The sequence below is a fragment of the Pseudomonas sp. TWP3-1 genome (genome assembly GCF_049896625.1).
In the GTDB taxonomy this organism is placed as follows: domain Bacteria; phylum Pseudomonadota; class Gammaproteobacteria; order Pseudomonadales; family Pseudomonadaceae; genus Aquipseudomonas.
Genome location: NZ_JAFCUQ010000001.1, coordinates 1 through 17,280 on the forward strand (window position 1 = coordinate 1; position 17,280 = coordinate 17,280).

The following is a 17,280-nucleotide window of genomic DNA, read 5'->3' on the forward strand; positions in this document are numbered from 1 at the left end:
GCCCTGGTGATCCTGGCCCGCAAGCTTGCCCGAGTGGTATTTGCACTGTTGAAGGGGGAGGACGAATACCAACCGAAAGTCGGTTGAGGGCTTCCCCTCAACCATAGAATCTCCCACATTTGAAATGCGTTCCCCCTGTGGGAGCTAGCCTGCTAGCGATAGCGCCGGTCCAGGCGATACATCACCTGAACCTTGGCCAAACCAGTCATCCACTTTGATGGCTTTGACCATTGCCGCCACCGCTGCGCGGCGCGACTATCTCTCTGCTGTTCAAGGTTCCCCAACCTAATAAAAACACAGAGGGATTCTGGCAATGCGCGATCACTTGTCTGCTACCACACAGTTCAACTACCAGCACACCGTCGACGCCGCGCTCAGCGGTACGCTCGAGGCGCTGAACGCCTGCGTCGAATGTTGTGACCGTCACGCATTGCCGGGGCGCATTGCGCTGTTCTGGGAGGGGCGCGACGGCGCCAGTGCGACGTACACCTTCAGCGATCTGCAAGAGCAAGCCGCGCGTTTCGCCAATTTCCTCCTCGCGCAAGGCGTGCAGAAGGGCGACAAGGTTGCCGGTCTGCTGCCGCGCAATGTCGAATTACTCATCACCGTGCTCGCCACTTGGCGCATCGGCGCGGTGTATCAGCCGCTGTTCACGGCGTTCGGCCCGAAAGCGCTGGAACATCGGCTGAACAGTTCCGGCGCCAAAGTTGTAGTCAGCGATGCAGTCAACCGGCCGAAACTCACCGAGGTCGCCGATTGCCCGACCGTGGTCACCGTCGGCGGTCCAAAGGGCCAGGGCATCGTGCGTGGCGATTTCAGTTTCTGGGCCGAGCTGGCCAATCATTCCAACGTCTGTGAACCGCTCATGCTCACGGGCGAAGACCCGTTTCTGCTGATGTTCACCTCGGGCACCACCGGCCCGTCGAAAGCGTTGTCGGTGCCGCTCAAGGCCATCGTCGCGTTCCAGAGCTACACCCGCGACGCCGTGGATCTGCGCCCCGAAGATGCGTTCTGGAACGTCGCTGATCCGGGCTGGGCTTATGGCATCTATTTCGGCGTCACCGGGCCGTTGGCGATGGGGCATCCGATCACGTTTTACGATGGCCCGTTTACCCTCGAAAGCACCTGCCGGGTGATCAACAAATACAACATCAGCAACCTCACCGGGTCCCCGACCGCCTACCGTTTGCTGATTGCCGGCGGCGATCAATTCGCCCGTTCGATCAAAGGCAAACTGCGCATTGTCAGCAGCGCCGGCGAGCCGCTGAATCCGGAAGTGATTCGCTGGTTCGCCGACAACCTCGGCGTGGTCATCCATGATCACTACGGCCAGACCGAACTGGGCATGGTGCTGTGCAACCACCACGGCCTCGAACACCCGATCCATGTGGGGGCAGCCGGTTTCGCCTCGCCGGGCCATCGCATCGTGGTGCTTGATGAACAGAACAACGAACTCGGCGTCGGTCAGCCGGGGATTCTCGCCATCGACCGAACGCAATCGCCGATGTGCTGGTTCGCCGGTTATGCCGGCGCGCCGACCAAAGCCTTCGTCGGCAACTATTACCTGAGCGGCGACACCGTGGAATGGAACCCGGACGGCAGCATCAGCTTCGTCGGGCGTAGCGATGACGTGATCACCACCTCGGGCTATCGCGTCGGCCCGTTCGATGTCGAAAGCGCGCTGATCGAACACCCGGCAGTAATCGAAGCCGCCGTGGTCGGCAAGCCCGATCCGGAGCGCACCGAACTGGTCAAAGCCTTCGTCGTGCTCAACCCGCAATATCGCGCCGAACCCGCGCTGGCCGAGGAGCTGCGCCAACACGTGCGCAAGCGTCTGGCCGCGCATTCGTACCCGCGTGAAATCGAATTTGTCAGCGAGTTGCCGAAAACCCCAAGCGGCAAATTGCAGCGCTTTATCTTGCGCAACCAGGAAATCGCCAAGGCTCAAGAGGCCGCGGCGCACAACGTTTCAGCTTGAATCGAAGGAAACACTCATGCAGATCGAGAACAAGGTTTTTATCGTCACTGGCGGCGCGTCCGGCCTCGGTGCGGCCACCGCTGAATTGCTGGTGAATGCCGGCGCCAAAGTCATGCTGGTGGACATGAATGCCGAAGCGGTTGCCGCGCAAGCCGAACGCCTCGGCGCGCACAGCGTCGTCGCCGACATCAGCAACGAAGTCGCCGCCGAAGCCGCCGTGCAGGCGACCGTCAAAGCCTTTGGCAGCCTCAACGGGCTGGTCAATTGCGCCGGCATCGTGCGTGGCGAGAAGATTCTCGGCAAAACCGGCCCGCATGCGCTGGCGAGCTTCGCGCAGGTGATCAACGTCAACCTGATCGGCAGCTTCAACATGCTGCGTCTGGCGGCTGCGGCGATTGCCGAAAGCGAAGCCAATGCCGACGGCGAGCGCGGCGTGATCATCAACACCGCTTCGGTGGCAGCGTTCGACGGCCAGATCGGTCAGGCTGCGTATGCCGCGTCGAAAGGCGCCATCGCCAGCCTGACCTTGCCCGCCGCCCGTGAACTGGCGCGCTTCGGCATCCGCGTGATGACCATCGCGCCGGGCATTTTCGAAACACCGATGATGGCCGGCATGACCCCGGAAGTCCGCGATTCGCTGGCCGCCGGCGTGCCGTTCCCGCCGCGTCTGGGCAAACCTGCCGAGTACGCCGCGCTGGTGCGGCATATCATTGAAAACAGCATGCTCAACGGCGAGGTGATCCGTCTCGACGGCGCCTTGCGCATGGCCGCGAAATAAGGAGGATTTGTCATGACCATTTCCCAAGATCCGATTGTCATCGTCAGCGCCGTCCGCACCCCGATGGGCGGTTTTCAGGGCGAACTGAAAAGCCTCACCGCGCCGCAACTCGGTGCAGCGGCTATCAAGGCAGCGGTTGAACGCGCCGGTGTTTCGTCAGATGCAGTCGATGAGGTGATGTTCGGTTGCGTGCTGCCCGCCGGCCTTGGCCAGGCACCTGCGCGCCAGGCCGCACTGGGCGCCGGGCTGGATAAATCCACCCGTTGCACCACCCTGAACAAGATGTGCGGCTCGGGCATGGAAGCAACCATTCTGGCCCACGACATGCTGCTCGCCGGAAGCGCCGATGTGGTGATCGCGGGCGGCATGGAAAGCATGTCCAACGCGCCGTATCTGCTGGATCGCGCACGCAGCGGTTATCGCATGGGCCACGGCAAGGTGCTGGATTCGATGTTTCACGACGGCCTCGAAGACGCCTACGACGAGGGCCGTCTGATGGGCACCTTTGCCGAGGAATGCGCCGACAGCAACGAGTTCAGCCGCGAGGCCCAGGACGCGTTTGCCATCGCCTCGACCACCCGCGCGCAGCAAGCGATCAAGGACGGCAGCTTCAAGGACGAAATCGTCCCGTTGACCGTCACCGTCGGCAAGGAACAAGTGCTGATCAGCAACGACGAACAACCGCCGAAAGCCAAACTGGACAAGGTCGCCTCGCTGAAACCCGCGTTCCGCGATGGCGGTACGGTGACAGCAGCGAACTCCAGCTCGATCTCCGACGGCGCGGCGGCGCTGGTGCTGATGCGCCAGTCGCAAACACAGAAACTCGGTTTGAAAGCGCTGGCGGTGATTCACGGCCACGCGGCGTTTGCTGACACGCCGGGGCTGTTCCCGGTGGCGCCGATTGGCGCCATCAACAAACTGGTGAAGAAAACCGGCTGGTCGCTGGACGAGGTTGATCTGTTCGAGGTCAACGAGGCGTTTGCTGTGGTCGCGATGGCGGCGATGAAGCATCTGGACATTCCGCACGAGAAGCTCAATGTACACGGCGGTGCCTGTGCGCTCGGCCATCCGATCGGCGCATCCGGTGCGCGGATTCTGGTGACCTTGCTTTCGGCGCTGCGCCAGAAAGGCCTGAAACGCGGGATCGCGGCGATCTGCATCGGCGGCGGCGAAGCCACGGCCATGGCCGTCGAGTGTGTCTGAACCTGGATTAAGGATTCACCATGATTGCCAATGAAGACCAACAACAAATCCGCGACATGGCCCGGCAGTTTGCCGAGGAGCGGCTGAAACCGTTCGCCGCCGAGTGGGATCGCGAACACCGCTTCCCCAAGGAAGCCATCGGCGAAATGGCCGAGCTGGGCTTCTTCGGCATGCTGGTGCCGGAGCAGTGGGGCGGTTGTGACACCGGTTACCTGGCTTACGCCATGGCCCTGGAAGAAATCGCTGCCGGCGACGGCGCGTGCTCGACGATCATGAGCGTGCACAACTCGGTGGGTTGCGTGCCGATCCTCAAGTTCGGCAATGACGATCAGCGCGAACGTTTCCTCAAACCGCTGGCCAGCGGCAAGATGCTCGGCGCCTTCGCCCTGACCGAACCGCAGGCCGGTTCCGATGCCAGCAGCCTGAAAACCCGCGCACGGCTGGAGGGCGATCACTACGTGCTGAACGGCTGTAAACAGTTCATCACATCCGGGCAGAATGCCGGGATCGTGATCGTGTTTGCGGTGACCGATCCGAGCGCTGGCAAACGCGGGATCACAGCATTCATCGTGCCGACCGATTCACCGGGCTACAAAGTCGCGCGCGTTGAAGACAAGCTCGGCCAGCACGCCTCGGACACTTGCCGGATCCTGTTCGAAGACATCAAAGTGCCGGTCGCCAACCGTTTGGGCGAGGAGGGTGAAGGCTACAAAATCGCTTTGGCCAACCTTGAAGGCGGACGCGTCGGCATCGCTGCGCAATCGGTGGGCATGGCCCGCGCCGCTTTCGAAGCAGCGCGTGATTACGCCCGCGAGCGTGACACCTTCGGCAAGCCGATCATCGAACATCAGGCCGTGGCGTTTCGCCTGGCGGACATGGCCACGCAGATCGCCGTCGCCCGGCAAATGGTGCATTACGCCGCTGCTCTGCGCGACAGCGGACAACCGGCGTTGGTCGAAGCCTCGATGGCGAAACTGTTCGCCTCGGAAATGGCCGAAAAGGTCTGCTCGATGGCATTGCAGACGCTGGGCGGTTACGGTTACCTCAACGACTTCCCGCTGGAACGCATCTACCGCGACGTGCGCGTCTGCCAGATATATGAAGGCACCAGCGACATTCAGCGCATGGTTATTTCGCGCAATCTCTGACAAGGAATTTTGCTCATGACTTACGAAACGATTTTGCTGGAGATCCATGGCCGGGTTGGCCTGATTACCTTGAACCGCCCGCAGGCGCTGAACGCCTTGAACGCGCAATTGGTCAGCGAAGTGAATCACGCGTTGGACGGACTGGAAGCTGATTCGAACATCGGTTGCATCGTCATCACCGGCTCGAAAAAAGCCTTCGCCGCTGGCGCCGACATCAAGGAAATGGCCGACCTGACTTATCCGCAGATCTACATGGACGATCTGTTCAGCGACAGCGACCGCGTGGCCAACCGGCGTAAGCCGATCATTGCGGCGGTCAACGGCTTCGCTCTTGGCGGTGGTTGTGAACTGGCGTTGATGTGCGACTTCATTCTGGCTGGCGATAATGCCAAATTCGGTCAGCCGGAAATCAACCTCGGCGTGCTGCCGGGCATGGGCGGCACCCAGCGCCTGACCCGCGCGGTGGGCAAGGCCAAGGCCATGGAAATGTGCCTGAGCGGACGTTTGATCGACGCAGTGGAAGCCGAGCGCTGCGGCATCGTCGCGCGGATTGTGCCGAGCGATGAATTGCTGGATGAGGCGCTCAAAGTCGCGGCGTTGATTGCCAGCAAGTCGTTGCCGATTGCGATGATGGTCAAGGAGAGCGTGAATCGTGCGTTCGAAGTGAACCTGGCTGAAGGCGTGCGCTTTGAGCGCCGGGTATTCCATGCGGCGTTTGCGACGCAGGATCAGAAGGAAGGAATGGCGGCATTTGTCGCCAAGCGTCCTGCGGAGTTCCAAGGCAAGTAATGCTGCGCGCCGACTGACGCCATCGCTGGCTTGCCAGCGATGCTTTTGCTTTTTACAGTTGGTAGTTCTTCAGTTCGCGAGCAATCACCATCCGCTGTATCTCGCTCGACCCTTCATAAATCTGGGTAATCCGCGCATCCCGGTAGTATTTCTCCACCGGGTAATCCTCCAGATACCCATACCCGCCATGAATCTGGATCGCCGAAGAACAGACCTTCTCGGCCATTTCCGAAGCAAACAACTTCGCTTGCGAAGCCTCCGACAGACACGGTTTGCCAGCCGTGCGCAAACGCGCCGCATGCAGGATCAACAAGCGCGCCGCGTTGATCTGCATTTGCATGTCCGCCAGCAGGTTGGCGATGCTTTGATGCTCAATGATCGCCTTGCCGAATTGCACCCGATCCCGCGCATACACCAGCGCCGCTTCAAATGCCGCACGCGCAATGCCCAATGCCTGCGCGGCAATACCGATGCGTCCACCTTCGAGATTGGATAGCGCGATGGCCAGCCCCTTGCCGCGCTCGCCGAGTAGATTCGCCTCGGGAATGCTGCAATTGTTCAGCGTCACCGCGCAGGTGTCAGACGCGCGAATGCCCATCTTGTGTTCCGTCCGGTCAACGATGAACCCCGGTGTATCGGTCGGCACCAGAAACGCCGAAATACCTTTCTTGCCCAGATCCGGATCGGTCACCGCAAACACAATTGCCAGTTTCGCCCGTTTGCCATTGCTGACAAATTGCTTGGCGCCGTTGATCACCCACTGACCGTCGCGCAGTTCGGCGCGGGTGCGCAGGTTGTGCGCTTCGGAACCGGCTTGCGGTTCGGTCAGGCAGAAGCAACCGATCACCGCGCCGCTGGCCAGATCCGCCAGCCAGGTCTGTTTCTGTTCCTCGCTGCCGTAGTTCATCACCGGGCCGCAGCCCACCGAGTTGTGAATGCTCATGAACGCGCCAGTGGCACCGTCGCCGGCAGAAATCTCTTCCACCGCCAACGCGTAGGCCACGTAGTCGACGTAAGTGCCGCCCCATTCCTCGGGCACCACCATGCCGAGCAAACCGAGTTCGCCCATCTTCGCGACCAGGGCGTCGTCGATCCAGCCAGCCTTTTCCCAGGCCTGCGCGTGCGGTGCGATTTCGCCCCGGGCAAAGTCCCGGGCCATGTCGCGGATCATCACTTGTTCTTCAGTCAGTTCGAGATCGTGCATGGCTCAGCTCCCGCTCTCAGCGAAACCGTGGAAGAAACTCTCAACGTGCTCGGCGTGCAGCGCCTGCAAGGTCGGCGGGTTCCAGCGTGGGGTCTTGTCTTTGTCGATGATCAGGGCGCGTACGCCTTCGATCAGGTCGCCGCGGTCGAACCACTGGCGATCCAGATGCAGTTCGAGGGCGAAGCAGTTTTCCAGGCTCAGGTGCCGGCCGCGACGGAGCATTTCCAGAGTCACGCCCATCGCCAGCGGCGAGCGGGTTTCCAGCAAATTGGCAGTGCTGATCGCCCAGTCATGGCTGTCGGCGACGGTCACCGCGCGCAACTGCTCGACCATGCTCGGCACGTCTGGCAGGGCGAAGAAGTGGTCGATGGCCGGGCGCAGCGCTTCGAGCGGCGGGTCCGCCAAGGTTTGCACGGCGGTTTTGGCGAGCAGACTCTGCAGATCCTTGAGCGGCGTGTCATGCCATTCCAGCTGATCGAGTTGTTCGTCGAGGCTGGCGAGTTTGCTGCTGTCCAGATACCAGTCGGCCAGACCGCAATACAACGCATCGGCAGCGCGGATCTGCACGCCACTGACGCCTAGATAAATTCCCAGTTCGCCGGGAATGCGTGACAGGAAATAGCTGCCGCCGACATCCGGGAAGTACCCGATGGCCACTTCCGGCATTGCCAGACGGCTCTTCTCGGTGACCACCCGCAGGTCAGCGCCTTGCACCAGGCCCATGCCGCCGCCGAGGACAAAACCGTCCATCAGCGCCAGCACCGGTTTGCGGTAGTGGTGGATCGTCAGGTCGAGGGCATATTCCTCGACGAAGAAATCTTCATGCAGCGTGTCGCCGCTTTTGTAGCTGTCGTACAGCGAACGAATGTCGCCGCCAGCGCAGAAGGCTTTTTCGCCAGCACCGCGCAGCACCACGGCATGCACATTGGCGTCAGTCGCCCAGGCATCCAGTTGCTTTTGCAGCAAGCGAACCATGTCGAGGGTGATGGCGTTGAGGCCGGCGGGGCGGTTCAAGGTCAGGTGACCGATGTGATTGCGAACCTCGGCCAGCACTTCGTGTTGCGTGGCATCCATGGACGATGTCCGCGGGGATGAAGCCTGAGCAGTCATCAGTAACTCCCTGCTTTTATTGTTTTTTATGCAAATGCTCGCGCGCGAGCGTTGCCGGATCGTACCAGTGCAAATTTGCCGTGTACAACCGGGATATGTGCAGGTGCAGTGTGCATTTTTGCAGCGTTGCGAAAGTGGGGCCGGACTGCCCGCACGGGCCTCTGAGTCTTCAGGAGATTTGCAAATGCTCTTGGAGAGATCTGGCGCAAAGCAGCAATGCCTGTCTGGCTTCATCATGTTGCGCAGGATAGTTGATGAAGCCGTGCGGCATGTTGTCGTACTCGAGGTGTCGCACATCAACACCGGCCTCTTTGAGTCGCTGAACGTAATTGCGGCCTTCGTCCCGCAGAACATCCTGTCCCGACGTCAGAATCAGCGCCGGCGCTAAGCCGCGAAGATTTTTGCAGCGCACTGGCGACACCCTTGGATCATCACGCGCAATGCTTCGCGGCACATAGTGCGCGATATACCACTCAAGCATCTGGGCAGTCAGTCCAGGGCCTGAAGCAAAGTGTTCATGGCTGGGATTGTTGGTGATGCAATCGAGCAAGGGATACAGGAGTAGTTGAAAGGCAATCGGGACCTTTCTCTTTTTCCGTGCCCATTGGCAGACAACAGCGGCAAGTCCCCCACCCGAGCCGCCACCACCCACTGCCAGACGCGAGGCATCCAGACCGATGGCTGCGGCGTGTTCGACCACCCATTGCGTTGCACAGCAACAATCCTCCAGAGCTGCGGGGAACACGTACTCCGGAGGGCGTGCATAGTCCACCGCGACCACCGCGCATCCGGCCCATCCACACAGCAGTCGGCAAAAACCGTCGTGGGTATCCAGATCGCCGGTGACCCAACCGCCGCCATGAAAAAACATCAGCACTGCATGCGGTGCCGGGCCGGGCGGCAGATAAATCCGCAAGGGCAGGGGCCGTCCGTGATTGTCGATCGTCAGATCGGTCACACGCAGCACCATGGTGGTGCGCAGTGCCATTCGAGTGCTTTCGACTGTCGGGTGGGCAGGTGAGGACGGACTCATGACTTCACTTTCCGCGCGATTGCTTCAGTGGTGAGTTCAACCACGTATTCTTTGGTGATCAGTTGCTTCACCGCCAGGCACATGAGTGTGGGTGGATGTCCCTCGAAGAACTTTTTGTGGGCCCTGGCGATCTCTGGCCAGTGTTTCATGCTGGTGGTGTAGATACGGATGCCGATGATGCTGCGCCGATCTACGCCCAGCTGTTGAATTGACCTTTCGATAATCTTCAGACAATGCAGTGTCTGCTTGTAAGCGTTCCCCGGCTTATAAGGGCTACCGTCCTTTTTGAAGGCAACCGTGCCGCCCATCAGGATTCTTTTCCCGGCGCGTATCGCTCGGCAATAACCCGCCATGGATTCCCAGGGGGCTTCGGAAAAAACTCGTTGGATTTTCATTGCGCCACTCCTTGGCCCAAGTCGATGGGCAGTGATTTCAAACCGCGAAATTGCAGGTTGTTGGTGCGCCATTCAGGGGGCTTTTGCGCAATCAGGCTCAACTGCGGAAAGCGTTTGAACAGGGAGGTGAAGACGATTTTCGCTTCCAGGCGAAACAGCGCAGTGCCCATGCAAAAGTGTCCACCAAGACCGAAGGCCAAGTGAGCGTTATGCGAGCGCCTGATATCGAAGCGGTCGGGGTCGGGGAATTTTAACCGGTCACGATTGGCAGAACCGCGCATGAGGTACACCAGTTCACCTCTGCGCATCGTCACGCCGTGCATGGCCACGTCTTCCTTGAGCACTCGATGGCTGAAAGATCCTGCCGAGTCGAAGCGCAGCATTTCTTCGATGGCAGGTTTAATCAGATCAGGATCTGCCAACAGCGCAGCTACTTGTTCGGGATGCTCAAGCAAGTGCAGCAAACCGATACACAACTGATCGGCACTGGTGGTGTAGCCCGCGACCAGGATGAAAACAATTTGCGCCAGCACTTGGTCAGTACTGGAGTTGCTGCCTGCGCTGGCCTCCAGAACGTGGCTGACCAGATCATCTTTGGGGCATTTGCGCCGCCGGGCGATGACCTCTGCGAAATAGGCATACATTTCCTCCACCCCTTTGAGCGCTTGCTCGGGACCGTAGTCGGGGTCGAGACTTCCCACCAGAAAAATCAGAATGTCGTCGGTCCAGTTCCTGAGCTTCAACGCGTCTTTGAGTGGGATCCCATAAAGTTTGGCGAGAATCAGCGCCGGTACTCGGTTGAGCAGCCTCGCCATCAGGTCGGTTCGTCCTTTGAGTTTGGCAATTTCCTTGTCGGTGATCGCCTGAATGGTCTGATGCAAGGATTCGATAACGCGAGGTGTGAAGGCTTTGCCGAGCAGCTGCCGGCTGGCCTTGTGGGCGGCGCCATCCTGCGAATACATCCATTCGGAAGCGAGTTTGACGAACGGCGCCATTTTCTCGCGCTTGTCGGGTGACAGTTGGGCATCGACCAATTGCTGCATGCGATCGGAGGAGTAGCGTTGCGAATCGCCCTGGGCTGCGGATACGTCGCTGTAGCGGGTCATGAACCAGGCGTTGAATTGCTCGCTCCAGTAGATTGGCTCGTGTTTACGCAGGTGCGCATAAGCAGGATAGGGATTGCGCACCGTGTCGCGATGGGTGAAATCGAGCAGCGCCTGCTCTTTCGCGTCGAACGCGTACAACGGGGAGGTAAGTTGTTCGATGTAGTCCGCATCAGCGATGGGCGCTGTCACCAGTTCTTTTGGCGGTTTGAGCCATTCCGCCAGCAATGCAATTCGCGTTTCTGTGGCGCGATTTACATCCACATTGGCGATAGCCAGACCGCTTTCGCGCAGCTGCGTCGCGAACACGGCGATCAGGTCTTCCAGCAGTTGCGACGACACGCGTTTATCGCGTCCAGCCTCTTCGATCACCAGGTCCAGTGCTCGCGCATAAGCCAGTGCAACAGCCTGACGGTGCGAAACCTCCCCAGGATTGCTGAGCAGCTCGGCAATCGATTTCTCGCTCCGTTGAGCAATGTTGGTCACAGGACGAGAGGCAAACCGAGGTCGGGTCACGGCATCTCTGGCTACCTGATAAGCCAGCACTGAATTGTCCCCGGCGAAGGTGATGCTGATCTCGCAATCGATGCATTGCGTGATGATCTGGTTGTGATGGTGGAAACCTTGTGAGCCGCATATCTCCCGGCATTTAACCATCACGTCGTGGCCCATCCATGTCCCGACGCTTTTCGCGACAGCCGCGAGGATATGCAGCTCCTTGCGTTTTTCCGGTTGATGCCACAGCGTTTCGAAGCGCCGCAGGACCGCCTGCTCCAGAAGCTTGAGCGCCAGCGCCTTGAGCTGTTCTTCGTACAGACGCTGGCGGACCAGCGGGTTATTCATCAAGGTCTGGCGGGCGGTTGCATTTTTTCTATGAGTGACGAAACGGTAGGCCAGCCAACTGCACAACCCCGCACTGCCACGCGCTGCCGCCAATAGAAGAACACGTTCCTGGATGAAGGTTTCCATGGCGGCTGTAGCGCGTCGCTCGCGGGGTACTTCACTGCTGAATTGCCCTTCAGGCGAGAATCGGGAATGTTTTTGCATCAGCGCGTCGAGCGGGATATTCATCCCGGTAAAGCGTATGCCCGCCACTTGGTTGGCGTGAATTCCGCCCTTGGGGTCGCAAGCCATGACCTTGACGCCGGCTGACAACGGGCCGTTTTCCTTGTCGCGGATGCGCACGCGGAACCAGTGCAAGCCTTCGTCTTTATCGTCAACGATCAGCCGTGCCAACACCATCATCACTTGCGCCGCGTGCAAGGCATTACCGATCCAGAACTTGCAGGCAGAAGGTGTCGGAGTATTGAGAACCAGACATTGCGCCACCGGGTCATGCGTCACCGTGGTCTGCAGATTGAAGCATTTGCAGGAGTGATTCGGTCATGGTGATTCCCTCGTAGATTCGAATTGGGTTCGAAACCACCAGAGACGGAGGACTGAAAACCACAGCGCCCGCAGGCGTGCCTGAATCGGGCAACCTGCGTGCGCTGAATACTGAGGGGAGGACGGTGCTGTCAAAGCGAGAAGCCAGCCTTGCCACTCACTTAAAGTGAGTTTTCTCCATAGTCAGACATCCTGTGTCATCGCTACTGGGCAATACGGCGGGCCAGACTTCTAAGTGAAAGGCAGACAACTCTGTGCGGTACAAAGGTGAAATCTAGTTGCTGGTCGGCGGTTGGCAAGGTGAGCGACCCGCCATTGGTCTGAAGCTTGAATTACAGGCGAGGCACGCTGCCAAGCACTGGACCGAGTGCGTGCGCCACCACGTCGATACCGAACAACTGACTGCCGGCCCACGGACCAATGTGCCCATATCCATGCTGCAAATTTACTTTGAAGAAAGGCCAATATAGCCGCTGTCTCGTGCAACGAGGCTGCAATCTGTTGATCTCGAAAAATCAAAGTCAAAAAATCGCAGCCCATTCCACTCTCTATCTCAGACCAGCTTTTGAATCTGGCGTCCCAGAACGTCCATCACATCACACGCATCACGTAGCAGGATCGCCGCCGCATGGGCTAGTTGTTGTAAATCGGCGCCCTTGGCAGACGAAATATCCAGACTGGCCAGACTTTCCATCATCTGCGTCGCGGCCAGAAAGCGACTGGCTGCGCTAGTGTGCAGTACATCCAGTGGCGCTTCAGTAGAAACGAGCAATACCGGAATGCTGTCTTCGTTGTGTGTCATCGATATCTGCGAGCTCATGCTTCACCTCCAGCTTGAGTCGCGTGACTGTATTCAAGGGTGTCTAGCAGAGGGATCTCAGTCTGCACCGCGAGGAGATAATGGTCGACGTGATCGCAGCGAGCGAAAGGAGTGGATCGTGTGGTTGTACCGGTCATCGGTGTAGCCTCTTGGAAGTCAGAGAACTACCACTTCATCGCCGTCAAACGAATAGGTGGCAACTGTGTGCAGGTTGACGGACCGGTCCAAGAACACCCGGCGCACCCGAAGGTGCCCCGCACACAGTCACCATTAAGCGGTGTTTCGCACACACGAGTGTACGAACACATTGAAGGGCAATGCGCATCTTGGAATTCCGAGCCGTCAAACCCGTTCACGAATGAGTCGTGACAGGCGCGAGGATAGGGAGTGAGGACGGGGCAGTCAACCAAAGCAGAGCCGGAAACCCCCGCTTATTGTGTAGGCCGATTCCGGTTCGAGTTTCGCTCGTTCAGCATCAGTCGAAGATCGGGTACCATCCGCAGTTCTTGATGTTTAAAGGAGTAGGACGATGGCAGGTAAGCCAGTTGCGCGACTTGGAGATCCAGGCAGTCACGGCGGAAACATCAGCACTGGATCAAGTCCCATTTTCGTCAATTCATTGCCCATTGCTTTGGTGGGCGATATCTATTCATGCCCTATCCATGGCGCAAATCCGATCACGACGGGGGCACCTCACGTTTTCGGACTCGGGAAAGATGTTGCACATGTCGGTTCGCAGACGGCTTGCGGGGCTACGATCACGGCCGGTTCTCCCGACACTTTCGTAGGTGATTCTGGCGGCGGGCCTGCCAGCAACTTTTTTTCGCAGTTTTTGAAAGAAAAAACTTTCGTCGAGTTTCAGTTACTGAATGAGCGAGACGAGCCTATTGCCAACGAGGCATATGAACTGACACTTCCTGATGGAAGGTTGATCACTGGTGTTCTCGACGCAAACGGACTGGTGCACGTGGCAAATATTCCGCGGGGAAGTTGCAGCATAAAATTTCCGAAACTTGAAGATATGGAACGTCTTTAATGGTTCAGCCTACGAAAATGGCGGGTACAAGGCAGGCAGCGAAAACTACGGGTGCATCAGGAAAGACTACTAAAACTAATCAGTTGGTAGTGTCAGGTGCATATATGGAAATTCTGATCGGCGGCCCCTACACGCTGAAAGGAGAAGACCATACATATGGTCATGCAGCTTTGCGTATTGTTGTGGGTGGTAAAGATATTACGTATGACTTCGGGCGGTACGGGCTGGTGTGGGGAACGTTCAAGAGTGAAGGGGAAGGTATATTTAACGTGTGGACTTCTTTTAGTGCATATATAGCTAACGAAAACCGTTATGGCAGAACGACCACGGGCTTTGTTTATTACCTTGACAATAAAAAGGCAGAGGCGGTGAATGAGCACTTCGCTGGAGTCATTGCGAGAAAAAAAGAGGTGAGGATGAAATTCCCAACCTCTACCCGGTATCTTTTGCCGGAAAGTTACCAGCCAACCACTAACAATTGCACGACCATGACCATTGAGGGCGCAAAAGCCTCAGGAAAAATGATCGTACAAAATCCGGAGCTGTATGCAGAATTGAGAGGGCTTTCGTGGGTGGAAAGGCAGGCAACGCATACTCAGAGCTCGCCTAGGGATGGAATATTCATGCCGGCAGATTTTCAGGCCATGCTCGAAGGCAATACTGAGGCACGCTATGACAAGAAAAATGTTTACAAGAAATAGATTGTTTGTTTTTTTGCTGATAGTGACGCTGATCAACGTTGGCACGCTAATATTTGTGGTTTCTAATGGTTTGATGAGGACTCATAGTATGGACATGGTTAAGATTAGAGAGCCTTTACTGATTGCCGGACGCAGTGGCGACGAAAATTATTATGTGTTGCCCCGGGGAACTACGCTTTACTATGATCAAAGCTACCCCGAGGGATTTAGCCGCTATATGGTTTACTTTAATCACCAAGGTATTATTGCGGGTGATGAGGTCCCAATGAAACCGGAGTATGGCGGCACTCTAATTGACCCTCTATGGTTGACGAACGTAGATGCAGACACGTTGAAAGAGATTTTCAAACGTTTTCCACTATCAAAAAAAGACATTGCTGAAGCTATCAAGGCCAATGAAATTACTAAGGATGATTTGGCCGATATTATCCGCTCGATGCCGGACTGAGTTTGCTCCAGATAATTGCCGAAGGCTGCGAATTTTCAGATCAAAAGATCGCAGCCTCGTAGTACGAGACAGCTCCTACAGGGTTTTTGTGTATGGGTCAGGAGAAGACTGCTTTGATGCTCCGCCGTTTGGCATGCAATTCACTGGCGTGGATCAGCTGTTCCAGATCCTCGGGGGTGATATCGATGAAGGCTTCCATGTCAGCCAATGCCAGTTTCAGGTCGTCGGCGGTGATGGCTTGAATGTCGACCTGCGTGACAGAGGGCACCGGTTCGGCAGGGCGTTTCGGATAGCGGATCCGAGTCAGGTTGTTGTAGGCGAGGGCGCTCAGGAGCATGCATGCCGCGCCGAGCATTACCGGCTCCATGGCTTTCCAGTCGAGGGCGATGGTTGCCGGATCGGCCAGTACCAGCGTCAGCGCCAGCGCACCGGCCGGAGGATGTAAACAGCGCAGCCAGCACATCAGGATCAGCGCCATGCCCGCCGCCAGGCACGCGCTGCCCAAGGTGCGGCCGAGTACGTGCGCCACTAGCAATGCGACTACACCCGCACACAAATAGCCGCCGATGATCGACCACGGCTGCGCCAACGCGCCAGACGACACGGCGAACAACAACACCGCCGACGCGCCCAGCGGGCCGATCAGGTGGTACGCGACTTCGAGGCCGAACACCTGACTGCACGCCCACACGCTGAACAATGTCCCCAACGCCATGCCGATGGCGGCGCGGCTCCATTCGGTGGGGCGGGTGTTGATGGTGGCGGGCAACCAGCGAGCGAGCATGAAAACGCAATCCTCAAGAAAATCCGGGCAAAAAAAAGGACTTGTCCGGCATGCGGAAAGCCCTCGAAGTTGTTCCAACTATTGGGGGAGGAACGCGCACAGTGTGCCAAGCAAACTGGATGCTGACAAATTCATATTAATGCTGCTTTAGTGCATTTATTTTGTATTCAACTGATTTTTCTCGCAACGCGGCGACCGCTGACAAAACACAAATACCCACCCAGTGCCGCCAGTGCACTCAAGGCGTAGAACATCGTCGGTGGCGGCGAGTGCATCAGCAGAAATCCGCAGATCACGGGACTGATCGCACCACCGACGGCTGCCAGATTCTGCGCGCCGTAATAGCTGCCGCGCAGTTCCTCCGGCGCCAGCGTGTCGACGAACAGGAATTCTGCCGGGTAAATGATCATTTCGCCCAAGGTGAAGATGAACATCGCGACGCACCAGCCAATCAGCCCGTTGGCCAGGCTGAAACCGATCAGCCCGACCACGAACAGCGCGGTCCCGCCAACGATCCACCAGCGCAGGTGCTCACGCTTGAGGAAGCGGCCGATCTGGTATTGCAACAGGATCACTGTCAGCGCGTTGCAGGCGAGCAGGGCGGCCATGGTGTCCAGCGTGCCTTGCTGGGTTTGCGTGACCAGCAGGTACTGCGACAGGTACAGGGTGAAACGTCCGTGCACCACGGTGCTGAGCAGACAACCAAGAGTGAAGAGGATCATCGTGCGATCGTTCTTCAGGATGATCAGGGTTTTGAGGAAGCTTTGCGGCTGGCTGACCGAGGCAACCGGACTGGCCTCGCGTTTGACGCCGGTCAGCAAAAAGATGCTGGCGCAGGCGCCGAGGCCGGCAACGATAAACGGCGCTGTCGGTTGAATCCCGGCAATCACCACGCCGATCATCGGCCCGATGGCATAGCCGATGTTGGTCAGGGTGTAGGTCAGTGAAAAGGCTTTGACCCGTTGGCCGATGGACAGATTTTCGCTGAGGATCGCTTTCGAACCGATCAGGAACAGCGCTGAAGCGGTTTCGCTGATGATCAGGATCAGCGTCACCAGATACAGGTTTTGCGCAAAGGTCAGCAGGATCCAGCCGATGCCGCTGGAGAGCATGGTCAGGATCAGCAACTGGCGCTTGTCCAGCCGATCGATGATGTAGCCGCCGTACAGCGACAGCAGCGTGGCGCTGAACACGGCGATACCGAGCAGTAGCCCGACGTCCTGTGGATTGAGGCCGAGTTTATTACTGAGGAACAGTGTGAGCAGCGGGCTGATCAACGCACGGCTCATGACGATGCTCAGCGAACTGAGCATCAACCGGCGAATCAGGGGTGAGTAAGTAGCCACGGAAGTGCAATGTCCTTA

16 protein-coding genes are annotated in these 17,280 nt (G+C 58.1%); 8 read left to right on the forward strand and 8 right to left on the reverse strand.

What is annotated here, in order from left to right:
* The first annotated feature begins 313 nt into the window (after window positions 1-313).
* From ACP7BN_RS00005 to ACP7BN_RS00025, 5 genes are read left to right on the forward strand one after another with little or no spacing between them, the layout of a single operon-like run.
* Window positions 314-1,978, forward strand: a complete 1,665-nt coding sequence (locus ACP7BN_RS00005) for an AMP-binding protein (RefSeq protein WP_426200644.1) — start codon at window positions 314-316, stop codon at window positions 1,976-1,978.
* Window positions 1,979-1,994: 16 nt separating this feature from the next.
* Window positions 1,995-2,756 (forward strand): SDR family NAD(P)-dependent oxidoreductase, encoded by a 762-nt coding sequence (locus tag ACP7BN_RS00010; RefSeq protein ID WP_426200646.1) that lies wholly within the window; start codon window positions 1,995-1,997, stop codon window positions 2,754-2,756.
* A gap of 12 nt (window positions 2,757-2,768) precedes the next feature.
* The gene (locus tag ACP7BN_RS00015) at window positions 2,769-3,959 is read left to right on the forward strand and encodes an acetyl-CoA C-acyltransferase (protein ID WP_426200648.1); all 1,191 of its coding nucleotides are present in this window, start codon (window positions 2,769-2,771) and stop codon (window positions 3,957-3,959) included.
* Between the two features lie 20 nt (window positions 3,960-3,979).
* Window positions 3,980-5,107, forward strand: a complete 1,128-nt coding sequence (locus ACP7BN_RS00020; RefSeq protein WP_426200650.1) for an acyl-CoA dehydrogenase — start codon at window positions 3,980-3,982, stop codon at window positions 5,105-5,107.
* A 15-nt stretch (window positions 5,108-5,122) separates the two neighbouring features.
* Window positions 5,123-5,896 carry an enoyl-CoA hydratase gene (locus tag ACP7BN_RS00025; protein WP_426200652.1) on the forward strand — a complete coding sequence of 258 codons (774 nt, stop codon included), beginning with the start codon at window positions 5,123-5,125 and terminating at the stop codon, window positions 5,894-5,896.
* Between the two features lie 52 nt (window positions 5,897-5,948).
* Here the strand turns inward: ACP7BN_RS00025 and ACP7BN_RS00030 are convergent, their stop codons facing one another.
* The 6 genes from ACP7BN_RS00030 to ACP7BN_RS00055 form a co-directional block, all read right to left on the reverse strand.
* Entirely contained in the window at window positions 5,949-7,100 is a 1,152-nt protein-coding gene (locus ACP7BN_RS00030) for an acyl-CoA dehydrogenase family protein (RefSeq protein ID WP_426200654.1), read from the reverse strand.
* Between the two features lie 3 nt (window positions 7,101-7,103).
* Window positions 7,104-8,210 carry an enoyl-CoA hydratase/isomerase family protein gene (locus tag ACP7BN_RS00035; protein WP_426200656.1) on the reverse strand — a complete coding sequence of 369 codons (1,107 nt, stop codon included), beginning with the start codon at window positions 8,208-8,210 and terminating at the stop codon, window positions 7,104-7,106.
* 169 nt (window positions 8,211-8,379) lie between these two features.
* Entirely contained in the window at window positions 8,380-9,198 is an 819-nt protein-coding gene (locus tag ACP7BN_RS00040) for an alpha/beta hydrolase (RefSeq protein ID WP_426200657.1), read from the reverse strand.
* 41 nt (window positions 9,199-9,239) lie between these two features.
* Window positions 9,240-9,638: a Rid family hydrolase gene (locus ACP7BN_RS00045; RefSeq protein WP_426200659.1), complete on the reverse strand. Its 399-nt coding sequence runs from the start codon at window positions 9,636-9,638 to the stop codon at window positions 9,240-9,242.
* Window positions 9,635-12,085, reverse strand: a complete 2,451-nt coding sequence (locus ACP7BN_RS00050; protein WP_426200661.1) for a cytochrome P450 — start codon at window positions 12,083-12,085, stop codon at window positions 9,635-9,637. The genes ACP7BN_RS00045 and ACP7BN_RS00050 overlap by 4 nt, the downstream gene beginning before the upstream one ends.
* Before the next feature lie 595 nt (window positions 12,086-12,680).
* Window positions 12,681-12,947, reverse strand: coding sequence for a short-chain dehydrogenase (locus tag ACP7BN_RS00055; protein ID WP_426200663.1), 267 nt, complete (start codon window positions 12,945-12,947; stop codon window positions 12,681-12,683).
* A gap of 529 nt (window positions 12,948-13,476) precedes the next feature.
* Between ACP7BN_RS00055 and ACP7BN_RS00060 the strand changes: the two genes are divergently transcribed.
* From ACP7BN_RS00060 to ACP7BN_RS00070, 3 genes are all read left to right on the forward strand, one after another.
* The gene (locus tag ACP7BN_RS00060; RefSeq protein WP_426200665.1) at window positions 13,477-13,983 is read left to right on the forward strand and encodes a PAAR domain-containing protein; all 507 of its coding nucleotides are present in this window, start codon (window positions 13,477-13,479) and stop codon (window positions 13,981-13,983) included.
* Window positions 13,984-14,087: 104 nt separating this feature from the next.
* Entirely contained in the window at window positions 14,088-14,684 is a 597-nt protein-coding gene (locus tag ACP7BN_RS00065) for a hypothetical protein (RefSeq protein WP_426200667.1), read from the forward strand.
* A gap of 88 nt (window positions 14,685-14,772) precedes the next feature.
* Entirely contained in the window at window positions 14,773-15,132 is a 360-nt protein-coding gene (locus tag ACP7BN_RS00070; RefSeq protein ID WP_426200669.1) for a hypothetical protein, read from the forward strand.
* Between the two features lie 97 nt (window positions 15,133-15,229).
* On the opposite strand, the gene ACP7BN_RS00075 is transcribed toward ACP7BN_RS00070, so the two are convergent.
* Window positions 15,230-15,916, reverse strand: a complete 687-nt coding sequence (locus ACP7BN_RS00075; RefSeq protein WP_426200670.1) for an HPP family protein — start codon at window positions 15,914-15,916, stop codon at window positions 15,230-15,232.
* 167 nt (window positions 15,917-16,083) lie between these two features.
* On the reverse strand, window positions 16,084-17,262 hold the full coding sequence (locus ACP7BN_RS00080; protein ID WP_426200672.1) for an MFS transporter: 1,179 nt from the start codon (window positions 17,260-17,262) through the stop codon (window positions 16,084-16,086).
* Window positions 17,263-17,280: the final 18 nt, after the last annotated feature.